Below are 13,630 nucleotides of genomic sequence, written 5' to 3'. Positions count from 1 at the left end.
GCCCTTGATGTGAAGGTTACCATGACCCTCGGTGCGCAAATCGCCTGGGACGATACCGTCCTGCCCTTTCAATTGGACCACGCGGATATCCGTGGTCGCCTCGCCCGAATCGACGGTGTGTTGGAGACTGTGCTGGGCCAGCACAACTATCCAGCGCAAATCGAAGCCTTGGTTGCCGAGGCCGTTTTGCTGACCGCGATGATCGGCCAGACGCTGAAACTGCGCTGGCGGTTGTCCTTGCAGGTGCGCGGCTCTGGCCCGGCGCGGCTGATTGCGACCGACTATTTCGCCCCCGCAGCCGAGGGTGAACCCGCCCGCATCCGCGCTTATGCGAGTTTTGATGCCGAACGGCTGGACCCCGCCTCGGACCCCTTCAGCCAGATTGGCCAGGGGTATTTCGCGATCATCATCGACCAAGGCGCCGATATGACGCCGTATCAGGGCATTACGCCGATCTCTGGCGGCTCACTGTCCGCCTGTGCCGAGACGTATTTTGCGCAATCCGAGCAACTGCCAACGCGCTTTGCCATTGCTGCCGGGCGCTCCACCTTGCCCGGCCAGTCGGAAAAATGGCGCGCGGGTGGCGTGATGTTGCAGCACATGCCCAAAGCCTCGCCGCACGCCAAAGATGGCGGTTCCGGTGAGGATGGTCTGCTGGCGGCCGGCGATCTGGTCGATGGCGACGCTGCGGAAAACTGGAACCGGGTCAATATATTGCTGGATACGGTCGAACAACTTGAATTGATCGGACCGGTCGTTCAGCCGACCGACCTTCTGGTGCGATTGTTCAGCGAGGAACAGCCGCGCGTTTTCGAATCGCAGCCGCTGGAATTCGGCTGCACCTGCTCCGAGGACAAGGTGCGCCAAAGCCTGTCGATCTATTCGGCGAAAGACATCGGCCACATGACGACACCCGAAGGGGTTGTCACCGCCGATTGCCAATTCTGCGGTGCACACTATGTTTTGGCCGCAGACAGTGTGGGTTTCGAGGCAAAATCGGATGGGGACGACTGATCCATTAGATCGTATTCGGCGCGCGCTGGCCCAATCCGGGTCAGAGTCGAGCGACTTTGACCTGAACCCGGAGTATCGGCACGAGAAACGCCCCCTGCGGGCGGCCGGGGTCTTGGTGCCCCTGATCGAACGGCCGCAGGGCCTGTCGGTTTTGCTGACCAAACGGGCGTCTGGTCTGAAACACCATCCGGGCCAGATCGCCTTTCCCGGCGGCAAGGTCGAGGAGACTGACACCGACGTGACGGGCGCCGCCTTGCGTGAGGCGCAAGAGGAAGTGGGGCTGGACCCGGCGTTGGTCACGGTTTTGGGCGCCATGCCGATCCACGAAACCGTCACCGGATTCGCCGTGACTCCGATCCTTGGGCATATCTCCGCGCGGTTTTCACCGATTGTCGAAACCGGCGAAGTCGATGAGGCCTTCTTTGTGCCGCTCGATCACCTGCTGCGGCCCGAGAATTACTCGGTTCAGCAGCGGCTTTGGCTTGGCACCTGGCGGTCCTTTTACACCGTCCCTTGGGGCCCGTATTACATCTGGGGCGCAACCGCGCGAATGCTGCACGCCTTGGCGGTGCGGGTTGAATGAAGATCGGCGGCGCCTGGCTGGACAATCCGAACACGCAGGCGGTTCTGCACCTGTTGTCCGAGGCCGGGTATCACGCGCTGGCGGTTGGCGGTTGTGTGCGCAACGCGCTGCTGGGTGTGCCGGTCGCGGATGTCGATATCGCGACCGATGCCTTGCCTGAAACAGTCACTAAACTTGCCGAAAACGCGGGTTTGCGTGCCGTGCCGACTGGCATCGCGCATGGCACGGTCACAGTTGTTTCAGGCGGTGAAGGGTTCGAGGTCACCAGCTTTCGTCGTGATGACGAGACTTTTGGACGTCATGCACGCGTCTCGTTTGGCGCGTCGCTGAAGCAGGACGCCGCGCGCCGTGATTTCACCATGAACGCGCTCTATGTGCAGGCCGATGGCTCTCTGGTCGATCCGCTCGGCGGTCTGGATGACCTGAAAGCGCGGCGCGTCCGATTTGTCGGAGATGCCCATGATCGGATCGCCGAGGATTCCCTGCGCATCCTGCGGTTCTTTCGGTTTCACGCGCAATATGGCGACCCCGAGCAGGGGTTGGATGCCGACGCCTTGGCCGCCTGCGCCGAACATTCCGCCATGTTAGAGACGCTTTCGCAAGAACGTATCACGGCGGAACTGCGCAAACTCCTGGCGGCAACCGACCCTGCGCCCGCCGTCGCCGCGATGGTTCAGGCCGGGGTGATGGCGCATATCCTGCCCGGTGCCCAAGCCGCCGCCCTCGCGGTTCTGGTGCATCTGGAAGAGGGCAAGCCAGGCGGTTGGTTGCGGCGGTTGCTGGTTCTGGGCGGCGCAGATCCCACCGAAATCCTGCGTATGTCCAAGGCGGAATCAGCGCATTTTTGCAACGTTAGAGACGTTTTGGGCGAGGTCAGCGCCCCGGCAGCGCTTGGCTATCTGTTGGGCGAACTCCGGGCGGCTGATGCTGTTCTGGCCCGCGCCGCCTTGTTCGAGGCACCACCCGCGGCCGGTTGGCGCGATGACATTCACCGCGGCGCCAAAGCCATATTTCCGCTCAAGGCCAAGGACCTGATGCCACATCTGTCAGGTGCCGACCTTGGTGCGGCCTTGAAACGGGCCGAGGCGCATTGGCTGGCCCAAGATTTCGCCCCGGATCGCAACGCACTTCTTGTGGTGCTGGGTCTGGCCTAATCGGGTGAAGCGACCTAGTTTGCTTGCACAGGTTGAGGATTGGTCGCGTGTATAGATATTTCGAAAACCTGGTGAATCCCTACGCCAGTTACGCCGAGCATGACGTGCCGCCGCAACGGCTGTGGCCGTTCCTGAAAGGATACCTGCAACCGTTCCGCAAGGTCCTGGTCATCACCGGCGTATTCTCGATCATCACGGCTTTCGTCGAGATCGGCCTGATCTGGTATCTGGGCCGCCTTGTGGATGTGCTGGAAAACACAGACATGGCCGCGTTTTGGTCGCTCTACGGGCTGGAAATGGCGCTGGCCGCGATTTTCTTGCTGGCCATCCGACCCGTCTTGCAGGGCGTCAGTACGGCGCTGATCAACAACACCATCCTGCCCAATTTTGGCACTCTGATCCGCTGGCGCGCGCATCGCCATGTGTTGCGGCAGTCGGTGGGCTGGTTCGAGAATGACTTCGCCGGGCGCATCGCCAACCGGATCATGCAGACCCCACCTGCGGCGGGCGAGGCGATCTATCAGGTGTTCGACGCGCTCAGCTATGCCACCGCCTATGCCATCGGCGCCGGGGTGCTGTTGTTCGGCGCTGACCCGCGTTTGGTGCTGCCACTTCTGATCTGGCTTGTGCTTTATGGTCAACTCGTGCGCTGGACGATCCGGCACATGGGCACGGCCTCGAAGGCGGCCTCGGATGCCCGCAGCGCCGTGACGGGCCGCGTGGTGGATGCCTATACCAACATTCATTCGGTCAAACTGTTTGCGCAGGACGATCTGGAAAACGACTATGCCCGCGAGACGATTGAACATGCGCGGGTGACATTTCAGCGCGAAATGCGACTGTTCACGACGATGGATCTGACGCTGGTGTTTCTGAACGGATTCCTAATCGTCGCGGTCGTGGGTTGGGCGATCTACCTGTGGTCCATGGGCAACGCGACGCTGGGTATCGTGGTTGCGGCCTCGTCGATCGTGTTGCGGCTGAACGCAATGACCGGCTGGTTCATGTGGGCGGTCAGCTCGTTCTTTCGCAACCTTGGCGTCGTGGCCGAGGGGATGGAAACCATCGCCCAACCGATCACACTGGTTGATGCGCCAAGTGCCAAACCTTTGGACTTTCGCGACGGCCGCGTCGATCTGATCGACCTGAGCCATCATTACGGGCGTGGTTCGGGCGGGTTGCAATCGGTGACGATGAGCATTGCGCCGGGCGAAAAAATCGGTGTGATCGGGCGTTCGGGGGCCGGGAAATCGACCCTCGTCAAGCTGCTTTTGCGGTTTTATGACCCCGAGGGCGGGCGCATCCAGATCGACGGGCAGGACATCACGCAGGTCGCGCAAGACAGTCTGCGCGCGCAGATCGGCATGGTGCAACAGGACACCGCGCTGCTGCATCGCTCGGTGCGCGAAAATATCCTCTATGGCCGCGCCGACGCGACCGAGGCCGAGATGATCGACGCCGCCAAACGGGCCGAGGCGCATGAGTTCATCCTGAGCCTGTCGGATGCCGAGGGGAACACTGGCTATGACGCGCGCGTCGGTGAGCGGGGCGTCAAGCTGTCGGGTGGCCAGCGGCAACGCATCGCGATTGCCCGCGTGATCCTGAAAGACGCGCCGATTCTGGTGCTCGACGAGGCAACCAGCGCGCTGGATTCCGAGGTAGAGGCCCAGATCCAGGACACGCTGTATGGCGTGATGGAGGGCAAGACCGTGATCGCCATCGCGCACCGTCTGTCCACCATCGCGCGCATGGACCGGATCGTGGTGCTCGATGATGGGCGGATTGTCGAGCAGGGCACGCATGCCGATTTGCTGGCGCTGAATGGCCTCTATGCGCGGTTCTGGGCGCGGCAATCGGGCGGTTTCATTGGCACGGATGAGGTCGCAGAATGAGGCTTTCGACGCTGATCAACCCGTTCATGGCCGCCGACGGGCCGCCACCGCGCACGCTGGGCGCATTTCTGCGCTGGGCGCTGTCGGGGGCATGGCCGGGGATCACGATTGCGACCATCATTTCCGCCTTTGCCGGCGCGACCGAGGTGTTGTCGGCGCTGATCATGGGCCTTGTCATCGACGCCGCGGTTTCGGGGAATACAGAGACATTTTTTGCGCAGAACTGGCTCATGCTCCTGCTGTTCGCGGGCTTTTTCATGGTGGTTCGGCCGTTTGCCTTTGGCCTTGGTTCGGCCTCGAACTTTTTGACCGTTGCGCCAAACGTAGACCCCTTGGTCCTGTCGCGCCTGAACCGCTGGACAATGGGCCATGATATCCGGTTTTTCGACAATGATTTCGCGGGCCGTATCGCGCAAAAGCAGATCCAGACGGCACGCGCCCTGACCGAGGTGGTCAGCGAGTCGATCAACACCGTGGCCTTCGCGCTGTCCACCCTGATCGGATCGGCAACTTTGGTGGGGTTGATCGACTGGCGGCTCGGTGCCGTCCTGTTTGCCTGGGCGGTGTTTTATCTGCTCGTGATCAAGCTGTTCATGCCGCATATCCGCAAACGCTCGGGCGCGCGGGCCGGGGCACGGACGATGGTGACGGGGCAGGTGGTGGATACGATCACCAACATCCGCACGGTCAAGCTGTTTGCCCACGCGCGGCACGAAGACCGGAACGCTCTGGAAGCGATGAAAACCTTTCGCGAGAAAGTGCTGTCCTTCGGGCGTGTCTCGGCGACGTTCCGTGCGGTCTTGGTGTTGATCGCGGGGATCCTGCCGGTGGCTCTGGTCGGCGGCACATTGTGGCTTTGGACCTTGGGCGAGGCCTCGACCGGGGCGATTGTCGCGGCGGGCACGGTGTCGATCCGGTTGGCGCAAATGACTGGCTGGGTCAGTTTCACGCTGATGGCGATCTATGCCAATGTCGGCGAGGTTGAGGATGGTATGCGCACGCTGACCGTTGCGCACGCGCTGACCGACAGCGACACGGCGACCGAACTGCCCCCGGTGCGTGGTGAGATCACGTTCGACAACGTCGATTTCGCCTATGGGCGGCAGGCCGGCGGTGTCGAGCATCTCAATTTGACGATCAAAGCGGGCGAGCGCATCGGCATTGTCGGCGCGTCGGGGGCCGGGAAAACCACACTGGTTGCGTTGCTGTTGCGGCTCTATGACACCGAAAAAGGCGCGGTTCTGATCGACGGCATTGATGTGCGAACTGTGACCCAGGAAAGCCTGAGGCGGCAAATCGGTATGGTCACGCAAGACACCGCGATGTTCAATCGCTCGGCACGCGACAACATTCGCTATGGCCGCCCCGACGCCAGCGACGACGCGCTTTTTGCCGCGGCAAAGGCGGCCGAGGCGCATGATTTCCTGCTTGGATTGCGCGATACCATGGGCCGCACGGGCTATGATGCACATCTGGGCGAACGCGGTGTTCGGCTGTCGGGCGGGCAACGTCAAAGGGTTGCGCTGGCGCGCGCCTTTCTGAAGGATGCGCCGATTCTGGTGTTGGATGAGGCAACCTCGGCGCTTGATTCCGAGGTTGAAGCGCAGGTTCAAAAGGCGTTGGAGCGCGTTATGGCCGGCAAAACCGTGCTGGCGATTGCGCACCGCCTGTCCACCATTGCCCGCATGGACCGGATCATCGTGCTTGACGCGGGTCACATCGTCGAAGAAGGCTCGCACGAAGACCTGCTGGCGCTGAATGGTCGCTATGCGCGGTTCTGGTCACGGCAATCCGGCGGGTTTCTGGGTGTTGACGAAGACGAGGACCAAAACGCGTGATGGATCTGGAAACGATAGAGGCCGCCGACAAACCCCACGGCTTGCGCGAGGCGACGATCCTGTCGCCCGAAGGCTATGCCTTTTCACCAGCGGTTGCGCGGCCATGATGATCATTGAGCGCCTGACCCTGCGCGCCGAAGGGGTCGTCGACGGGATCACGGTGCCGCGGACGCTGCCCGGCGAGGAAATCGACGGCGCTATCAACGCGGGGCGCATCCCTCAGCCGAAAATCTTGACACCCTCGGTGCACCGGGTCAGCGCGCCGTGTCGGCATTACAAAGCCTGCGGTGGCTGTGCGTTGCTGCACGCCTCTGATGGTTTTGTGGCCGATTGGAAACAAGATGTGGTGCGCCAAGCCCTGTCTGCACAAGGGTTGGAGGCTCCGCTGCGTCCGATCCTGACCTCGCCGCCCAACAGTCGCCGTCGCGCGACCTTGGCGGGGCGGCGGTTGAAATCCGGGGCGTTGGTCGGATTCCACGCCCGCGCCTCGGACACGGTCACGGCAATTCCCGCCTGCCAAGTGCTGGACCCGGCGTTGTTGGCGGTGATCCCGGCGCTCGAGGACATGGTGATCGAGGGGGGCTCACGCAACGGCGAGATGAAGCTGACCATCACCGCCTTCACCCAAGGGGTCGAGGTTTCGGTGACCGGCGGCAAACCGCTGGATACGGCTTTGCGCATGGCGTTGCCGCAGATCGCGGGGCGGCACGGTTTGGCGCGATTGGCGTGGGACGGCGAGGTCTTGTTGCAGCAAGAACCCCCGACACTTCGCATGGGTCGCGCGCTGGTTTCGCCACCCGCCGGCGCGTTTTTGCAAGCGACGCCACAAGGCGAGGCCGCGTTGCAGGCGGCCGTCAAAGAGGCGGTTGGTGACGCGCGCCATGTCGTCGATTTATTCGCGGGCTGCGGGACGTTTTCCTTGCCCTTGGCCGAAACCGCCGAGGTTCTCGCCGTTGAGGGCCTGGGCGCTATGCTGGACTCGCTTGATCTTGGCTGGCGAATGGCGCCGGGGCTCAAACGCGTGACCACGGAAATCCGCGACCTGTTTCGTCGCCCCTTGCTGCCGGACGAGCTGGCGAAATTCGACGCCGTCGTGATCGACCCGCCACGCGCCGGAGCCGAGGCGCAGATCGCCGAGATCATCCGCGCCAAAGTGCCCGTGATTGCCGCCGTCTCTTGCAACCCCGTGACGTTTGCACGCGATGCGCGGGCGTTGGTGCAGGCCGGTTATCGTCTGGATTGGGTGCAAGTTGTCGATCAATTTCGCTGGTCCGCGCATGTAGAGCTTGCCGCGAGGTTTACGCACGCCCATATCGGCTGAAAATCGAGGGCCAATATGACACTGCGCGACCGAGTAACAAATTTCCTGGCTTTGCCCAGTGTCCGATATGGCATTCTGGGCGTCATCGTGTTCAACGCGCTGATCCTGGGTCTCGAGACATCGCCAGGCGTGATGGCAACGGCTGGCGCGGTGATCATCGCGCTCGATACCGCCTGCCTTGCGGTGTTCGTCCTGGAGCTTTCCCTGAAAATCTATGCGCAACGCGGTGGGTTTTTCAGATCCGGCTGGAACCTTTTCGACCTGACGATTGTCGGCATCGCCTTGGTCCCCGGGGCGCATAGCTTTGGTGTCTTGCGTGCGCTGCGGATCCTCCGGTTGCTGCGGGTGGTCTCGGTTGCGCCGGCGCTCCGGCGTGTGGTCGAGGGGTTCGTGCGTGCCGTGCCGGGCATGGGCTCGGTGTTTTTGCTGATGGCGATGATTTTCTATATCGGCGCGGTCATGGCGACCAAGCTCTTTGCCGAGGCTTTCCCCGAATGGTTCGGCAGTCTGGGTGCGTCGGCCTATACCTTGTTTCAGATCATGACGCTGGAGAGCTGGTCGATGGGGATCGTACGCCCGGTGATGGCGGAATTTCCCAGCGCGTGGTTGTTCTTCATCCCGTTCATCATGGTGACAACCTTTGCCGTGGTGAACCTGTTGGTCGGTTTGATTGTGAATTCGATGCAAGAAGCCCATGGGCAGGAATCGGATGCGCGCACGGATGTCTACCGTGACGAAGTCATCGCGCGGCTGCGGGCCATCGAGGAAAAGCTTGCAGCAAAGCGGGACTAGGGCCGATGCTCTGGTTCCCGCAATACCCGAAAGCGCGATTGCGACCATGCGCCTGACCCTGGCTGCGATGCGGGGTGTGTCACGATGCGCGTGGGCCGTCATATTCAAAAAGCGCGCAGCTGATATCATCTGGAAACTCCTCGGAGGCATGCCATCGTGCGAGCTCCCACATCAAAGCATCCAGGAGCGAATTTCCGCGCAACGGTGACAGGTGTTGCAGCATGCGCTCCAGCCCTTCATGCCCCAGTTCTTCGCCCGCAGGGTCCGGACATTCGGTGACGCCGTCAGACACCAGCAACAGGCGCTCGCCCGGTTTCAGACAGGTTTGAAATTCCGTGTACTCGGCGCCATCGAACAGCCCGACGGGAAGCCCCCCTTCGCCCAGCAATTTGCTGCTGCCATCGGCGTATTGAACGACCGGGTGCGGATGCCCGGCCTGAACCATGCGGACATGTCCTGTTGCGCGGTTCAATTCGGCATAGGCGAGTGTGACATAGCGATCCGTCTGGATTTCGGACAACATCACCCGGTTCATGGTTGCGGCGACCTCTGCCGGGGGGCGGCCCGTTTGCCCATCAGGCCCACGCGCAATCGCGATATTCTGATCAGACGATGACCCCGACAAAAGCCCGGACAGACGCGCCGTCATCAGCGCCGAGGTTACCCCATGGCCACTGACGTCGAAGGCATAAAACCCGGTCAGATCCGGCGTGATCTCGAAGAAACCGACCATATCGCCACCAACATGACCCGATGGATGCAGGATCAAGCTGATCGCCCCTTCCGGATACCGGTGATGCCGCTCACGGATCAGCGATTGTTGAAGTTTTCGGGCATCCACCAGATCGCGGTCGAGCGAGTCATAAAGCTGACGGAGTTTGACGAAGGTTTCGGTGAGCAACGCGTTGTTGCCGCGCAGCATCCGCTCCATTGCCAGGACCCGTTCACCGGCCTTGATCCGGGCGCGCAATTCGCCGCTATCGACCGGTTTGGCCAGGAAATCATCGGCCCCAACCTCCAACCCTTCGGCAACGGCGGCTTTGTCTGATTTGGAGGTCAGCAAAATGAAATAGACGTAGCGATCCGTGTGCTGCTGTCGCAAAAGCCGACAAAACTCAATCCCGGTCATGCCGGGCATCATCCAGTCCGACAGGATCAAATCGATCTCGATCTTGCTGCACAGGTCCAGCGCCTCGGCGCCGGACGCTGCCTGATGCACGGTGAATCCCCAGCTTCGCAGCCCTGCAGTGACAAGCATACGCTGCGCGCGGGAATCATCGACAACCAAAACGTGACGAATCGCCTGATCAATCGTGGTCGGATCAATCATTGGCAATTCAGGAACAGAGGGGGACACGGGAAACGGCACGCAGCACCTTTAATTGAACACCTTTCCAGTGTTTCGCTGCTGCGCCTTAAGAAAACATAAAATCGCGAATTGTTTTCATTCAGTTTTTCAAGATAACATTCGCTTAAGGGTTGCGTAGGATCATGGAGAGACAAGCCATCGGAGGCAAGGATGATCGACTGGTCGCATGTGGAAGAGCTGAAAGACGATATGGCCGACGGGTTCGATGAGGTCGTTACGGTTTTTCTGGAAGAAGTGGAAGAAGGTGTCGCCAAGCTTGGGACTTGCGCGTCGCCAGACAGCTTGGCGGCGGGATTGCACTTCCTCAAAGGGGCTGCGTTGAACCTGGGCTTTACGCAATTTGCAGCGCTGTGCAGTGATGGCGAACTCCAAGCGGAGAAAGGCCAGATCGAGGCGATCGATCTGGCGGCTGTTGCCACATGCTATAAAACCTCGCTGCAGGAGTTTCAGGCGGGGTTGCAGCAACGTGCGGCGTAAGTGCGCGCAGGTTATACCAGAAAGCTCTCCAGGGCTTCATCACCGGTGATATCGCGATAGTTGAACCCCGCCTCGCGCATACGCTTGAAAAGTGCGTCAAAATTGGCTGACGACAGGGTTTCGATGCCAATCAGGACCGAACCGAAATTCCGGGCCGATTTTTTCAGATACTCGAAGCGCGCGATGTCATCGTCAGGACCCAGCAGCTCCAGAAAATCACGCAAGGCACCGGGACGTTGCGGCAAGCGCAGGATGAAGTATTTCTTTTGCCCGGAAAACCGCAGGGCACGTTCCTTGACTTCCGGCAGGCGCTCGAAATCGAAATTGCCGCCTGAGGTCAGGCAGACAACGGTTTTGCCGCGAATGTCATCGGCGAGATCGACAAGCACGTCGATGGACAGCGCGCCCGCAGGTTCGAGGACAATGCCTTCGACGTTCAACATCTCGAGGATCGTCACGCAGATACGGTCTTCGGGGGCCAAATACACGGCGTTCACATCGATATCCGCGAGCGCCTGAAACGGGCGCGCACCGATTCGCGCCACGGCCGCCCCGTCGACAAAGCTGTCGACGCGCGACAAGGTCACCGGCTCACCGGCGGTCAGTGCGGCTGTCAGGCTGGGCCCGCCGACCGGTTCGACGAACCGGAATTCCGTGTGCGCACCGAGCTGCGCGAAATACGCACAAACGCCGGCCGCCAGGCCACCGCCGCCGACCGGCAGGACAATCATATCGGGCGCTTTTCCCAGTTGGTCCAGGATCTCGACGGCGACACTCGATTGTCCTTCGATCACGTCGTCATCGTCGAAAGGCGACAAGAAGTGACCGCCGACCTTGTCACAAAACGCCTGCGCGGCGGCCAAGGAATGATCGAAATAGTCACCAACCAGGCGGATTTCGATCGATTCGCCGCCGAACATCTGCGTTTTGTCGATCTTTTGTCGTGGCGTCGTGACCGGCATGAAGATGACGCCGCGCCGCCCGAAATGGCGACAGGCGAACGCAACACCCTGGGCGTGATTGCCGGCACTGGCACAGACAAAGGTCTCTTGGTCCGGCTTCTCAAGAAGCACTTTGCGCATGGCATTGAACGCGCCGCGAATCTTGTAGGAACGCACCGGTGACAGATCTTCGCGCTTGAGCCAGATGTCGGCGTCATAGCGTGCAGAGAGGTGCTCATTGCGCTGCAAGGGCGTCGGCTCAAAGAGCGCGCGCAGTTCCAGCGTGGCGGTTCGGGCAGATTGAATGATGTCTTGCATGAAGCCCCTTGGCGCGGCGTGAGGTCGGGGAAAAGTCGCGCATGTGATGATCATGCCCCTGACGTTGGCGGCAATGCTGGTGTATTACGATGGAAATTGCCGACTGGAAACCGTCATGCGCCTCGCATTGTTCTTCTTCTTGACGATTCTGACGGCCTGCGCCGTGCGTGAGCAAGTGGATTTCGTGCAGGGTCCACCGGCTCCGGGTGCCATTTTGCGCCCTGTGTTGGTGGCAACGACGCGCTCGCCTGACCCGAATCAACCCGTGCCGGGCTGGGAGCGTTCCTTCGACGTGTCCTATGGCCGCTACACCGTTTCGATCCCGCCAAATCGCGAATTGGGCGAGGTTCCACGCCCGCGAGAGCACAGCCCCGCGCTGCCCGAAGAGCATTTCATGCTGGCCAGTGCCGAAGTTCTGAGCGAGTTGCAGTTTCAAGGCGCCGTACGGGCCAATCTTGCGCAACTGCCCGCCGCCGAACGCGAGGCGGTGATCTTTGTGCATGGCTTCAACACTGCCTTCATCGAGGGCGTTTACCGAACCGCACAATTCGCCAATGACCTGCGCATACCGGGCGTCTTGATGCATTATTCGTGGCCCTCCTTGGGCGCACCCTTGGCCTATGCGCATGATCGCGACAGCGCGTTGTTTGCGCGCGACGGCTTGATTCAGATGTTGCAGCAAGTTCGCGCAGCCGGTCCGCGCCGGATCATTGTGATGGCGCATTCGATGGGCTCGCATCTGGTGATGGAGGCGCTGCGGCAGATGGCCCTGACCCATGATCCGACGATGGCGTCAATCGGTGGCGTTTTCCTGATTTCGCCCGATGTGGACGTGCAATTGTTCCGCCAGCAGGTCGAGGCGATTGGCACTCTGCCCGAACCATTCGTGATCATCACCTCGCAACGGGACCGGGTTCTGACCTTGTCGGCGCGGTTGACCGGAGAGACAGCCCGGTTGGGGAATATCCCCGATGCGACGCCGGTCGAGGGGCTGAATGTCACCTTGCTGGACGTCAGCGCGTTCAGCAGGGGTGGCGGGCATTTCACGGTGGGATCATCGCCGGCGTTGATTGGTTTGCTGGATCAGATGCAGTCGGTGAATACCGCTCTGTCCGATGAGGCGTCCGGGTCCTTGCCCCTGCTGCCCGCGACGATTTTGACGTTGCAAAACAGCACGCAGATCATCTTGCAGCCTTTGACGGACTCGGGCGCGCGTCGCGTCATTCCGTGGTGGTTGCGCCCCGGCTCGGCCAGCGCTGCGACCACGACCGAATAAATCAGCGTCGCTTGCGCAGATATACATAATACGCGCCCGTACCGCCGTGGCTGCGGTGCGATTCGCGCAATTCCATGACCACGGCGGACAGCGGCGCCATTCGCAACCACTGCGGCACTTCGTGTTTCAGGACCCCGGCACGCGAGGGCATGGGTGCGACATGATCACGGCCCTTGGTGCGGCCTTTTCCGGTGATCACCAGGACCAACCGCACTCCGCGCGCGTGGGCCGACAGGATGAATCCTTGCAAGGCGCTGTGTGCTTGCGCGACGGTCATGCCGTGCAGATCGATCCGGGCCTCGGGTTCCAGCTTGCCGCGCATCATGGTCTTGTGCAGCCCACGATCCATGCGCACTGGCTGTTGCGCCAGATGCTCGCCGACGGGTTTTGCAAGGTCGACGCGGATACGCGGTGCAATGGGTTTTGTCGCGCTGGGCCTGACAAAGCTCTGCGGCAAGGGCGCCACGGGTCTCGCGGCAGGTGTCGGGGCTTTGGCCTGCGGATCGGGAACCGGGCTGGTGCGGGTATCGGCCCGTGGGTCCGGCGAGGGCTGCAGCCGTGTTGCAGTGCGCGCGACGCGAAGCCAAAGCTCGCGTTCCTCTTCTGTCAGCCGGCGACGAGGCATTCGTGATCTCCTTGCCTCATCCCCGGCTCA

The 13,630-nt window shown here is 61.4% G+C and carries 12 protein-coding genes; 9 read left to right on the top strand and 3 right to left on the bottom strand.

Going from position 1 to position 13,630, the window contains the following annotated elements; all coding sequences use genetic code 11:
• The first annotated feature begins 21 nt into the window (after window positions 1–21).
• From VDQ28_RS06305 to VDQ28_RS06275, 7 genes are all read left to right on the top strand, one after another.
• Entirely contained in the window at window positions 22–1,014 is a 993-nt protein-coding gene (locus tag VDQ28_RS06305; RefSeq protein WP_323035123.1) for an Hsp33 family molecular chaperone HslO, read from the top strand.
• Window positions 1,001–1,597 carry a CoA pyrophosphatase gene (locus VDQ28_RS06300; protein ID WP_323035122.1) on the top strand — a complete coding sequence of 199 codons (597 nt, stop codon included), beginning with the start codon at window positions 1,001–1,003 and terminating at the stop codon, window positions 1,595–1,597. The genes VDQ28_RS06305 and VDQ28_RS06300 overlap by 14 nt, the downstream gene beginning before the upstream one ends.
• Window positions 1,594–2,751 carry a CCA tRNA nucleotidyltransferase gene (locus tag VDQ28_RS06295; RefSeq protein ID WP_323035121.1) on the top strand — a complete coding sequence of 386 codons (1,158 nt, stop codon included), beginning with the start codon at window positions 1,594–1,596 and terminating at the stop codon, window positions 2,749–2,751. Before VDQ28_RS06300 ends, VDQ28_RS06295 begins: the two co-directional genes overlap by 4 nt.
• 47 nt (window positions 2,752–2,798) lie before the next feature.
• Complete coding sequence (locus tag VDQ28_RS06290; RefSeq protein ID WP_323035120.1) at window positions 2,799–4,643, top strand: ABC transporter ATP-binding protein; 1,845 nt, start codon at window positions 2,799–2,801, stop codon at window positions 4,641–4,643.
• The gene (locus tag VDQ28_RS06285) at window positions 4,640–6,481 is read left to right on the top strand and encodes an ABC transporter ATP-binding protein (protein WP_323035119.1); all 1,842 of its coding nucleotides are present in this window, start codon (window positions 4,640–4,642) and stop codon (window positions 6,479–6,481) included. The genes VDQ28_RS06290 and VDQ28_RS06285 overlap by 4 nt, the downstream gene beginning before the upstream one ends.
• Before the next feature lie 103 nt (window positions 6,482–6,584).
• Window positions 6,585–7,802: a class I SAM-dependent RNA methyltransferase gene (locus VDQ28_RS06280; protein WP_323035118.1), complete on the top strand. Its 1,218-nt coding sequence runs from the start codon at window positions 6,585–6,587 to the stop codon at window positions 7,800–7,802.
• Between the two features lie 15 nt (window positions 7,803–7,817).
• The gene (locus VDQ28_RS06275) at window positions 7,818–8,594 is read left to right on the top strand and encodes an ion transporter (RefSeq protein WP_323035117.1); all 777 of its coding nucleotides are present in this window, start codon (window positions 7,818–7,820) and stop codon (window positions 8,592–8,594) included.
• A 79-nt stretch (window positions 8,595–8,673) separates the two neighbouring features.
• Here the strand turns inward: VDQ28_RS06275 and VDQ28_RS06270 are convergent, their stop codons facing one another.
• Window positions 8,674–9,924, bottom strand: a complete 1,251-nt coding sequence (locus tag VDQ28_RS06270) for a fused response regulator/phosphatase (protein WP_323035116.1) — start codon at window positions 9,922–9,924, stop codon at window positions 8,674–8,676.
• Between the two features lie 189 nt (window positions 9,925–10,113).
• Between VDQ28_RS06270 and VDQ28_RS06265 the strand changes: the two genes are divergently transcribed.
• The gene (locus VDQ28_RS06265; RefSeq protein ID WP_323035115.1) at window positions 10,114–10,440 is read left to right on the top strand and encodes an Hpt domain-containing protein; all 327 of its coding nucleotides are present in this window, start codon (window positions 10,114–10,116) and stop codon (window positions 10,438–10,440) included.
• A gap of 11 nt (window positions 10,441–10,451) precedes the next feature.
• On the opposite strand, the gene ilvA is transcribed toward VDQ28_RS06265, so the two are convergent.
• Window positions 10,452–11,699: a threonine ammonia-lyase IlvA gene (gene ilvA, locus VDQ28_RS06260; protein WP_323035114.1), complete on the bottom strand. Its 1,248-nt coding sequence runs from the start codon at window positions 11,697–11,699 to the stop codon at window positions 10,452–10,454.
• Between the two features lie 52 nt (window positions 11,700–11,751).
• Here ilvA and VDQ28_RS06255 point away from each other — a divergent pair, with 52 nt between their 5' ends.
• A complete protein-coding gene (locus VDQ28_RS06255; protein WP_323035113.1) occupies window positions 11,752–12,975 on the top strand; it encodes an alpha/beta hydrolase in 1,224 nt (407 codons plus the stop codon).
• Between the two features lies 1 nt (window position 12,976).
• Here the strand turns inward: VDQ28_RS06255 and VDQ28_RS06250 are convergent, their stop codons facing one another.
• Entirely contained in the window at window positions 12,977–13,600 is a 624-nt protein-coding gene (locus VDQ28_RS06250) for a Smr/MutS family protein (RefSeq protein ID WP_323035112.1), read from the bottom strand.
• Between the last annotated feature and the right edge of the window lie 30 nt (window positions 13,601–13,630).

This window comes from Pararhodobacter sp. (assembly GCF_034676545.1).
In the GTDB taxonomy this organism is placed as follows: Bacteria; Pseudomonadota; Alphaproteobacteria; order Rhodobacterales; family Rhodobacteraceae; genus Pararhodobacter.
Note: the sequence above shows the minus strand (reverse complement) of the source record. Positions and strands in the feature narration are given on the sequence as shown.

Excerpts from the sequence above, each read along its gene's own strand:
- VDQ28_RS06270 (WP_323035116.1), bottom strand. The coding sequence starts at position 9,924 with ATGATTGATCCGACCACGATTGATCAGGCGATTCGTCACGTTTTGGTT.
- VDQ28_RS06255 (WP_323035113.1), top strand. The coding sequence starts at position 11,752 with ATGCCCCTGACGTTGGCGGCAATGCTGGTGTATTACGATGGAAATTGC.
- VDQ28_RS06280 (WP_323035118.1), top strand. The coding sequence starts at position 6,585 with ATGATGATCATTGAGCGCCTGACCCTGCGCGCCGAAGGGGTCGTCGAC.
- VDQ28_RS06285 (WP_323035119.1), top strand. The coding sequence starts at position 4,640 with ATGAGGCTTTCGACGCTGATCAACCCGTTCATGGCCGCCGACGGGCCG.
- VDQ28_RS06300 (WP_323035122.1), top strand. The coding sequence starts at position 1,001 with ATGGGGACGACTGATCCATTAGATCGTATTCGGCGCGCGCTGGCCCAA.
- VDQ28_RS06295 (WP_323035121.1), top strand. The coding sequence starts at position 1,594 with ATGAAGATCGGCGGCGCCTGGCTGGACAATCCGAACACGCAGGCGGTT.
- VDQ28_RS06250 (WP_323035112.1), bottom strand. The coding sequence starts at position 13,600 with ATGCCTCGTCGCCGGCTGACAGAAGAGGAACGCGAGCTTTGGCTTCGC.
- ilvA (WP_323035114.1), bottom strand. The coding sequence starts at position 11,699 with ATGCAAGACATCATTCAATCTGCCCGAACCGCCACGCTGGAACTGCGC.
- VDQ28_RS06265 (WP_323035115.1), top strand. The coding sequence starts at position 10,114 with ATGATCGACTGGTCGCATGTGGAAGAGCTGAAAGACGATATGGCCGAC.
- VDQ28_RS06305 (WP_323035123.1), top strand. The coding sequence starts at position 22 with ATGACCCTCGGTGCGCAAATCGCCTGGGACGATACCGTCCTGCCCTTT.
- VDQ28_RS06275 (WP_323035117.1), top strand. The coding sequence starts at position 7,818 with ATGACACTGCGCGACCGAGTAACAAATTTCCTGGCTTTGCCCAGTGTC.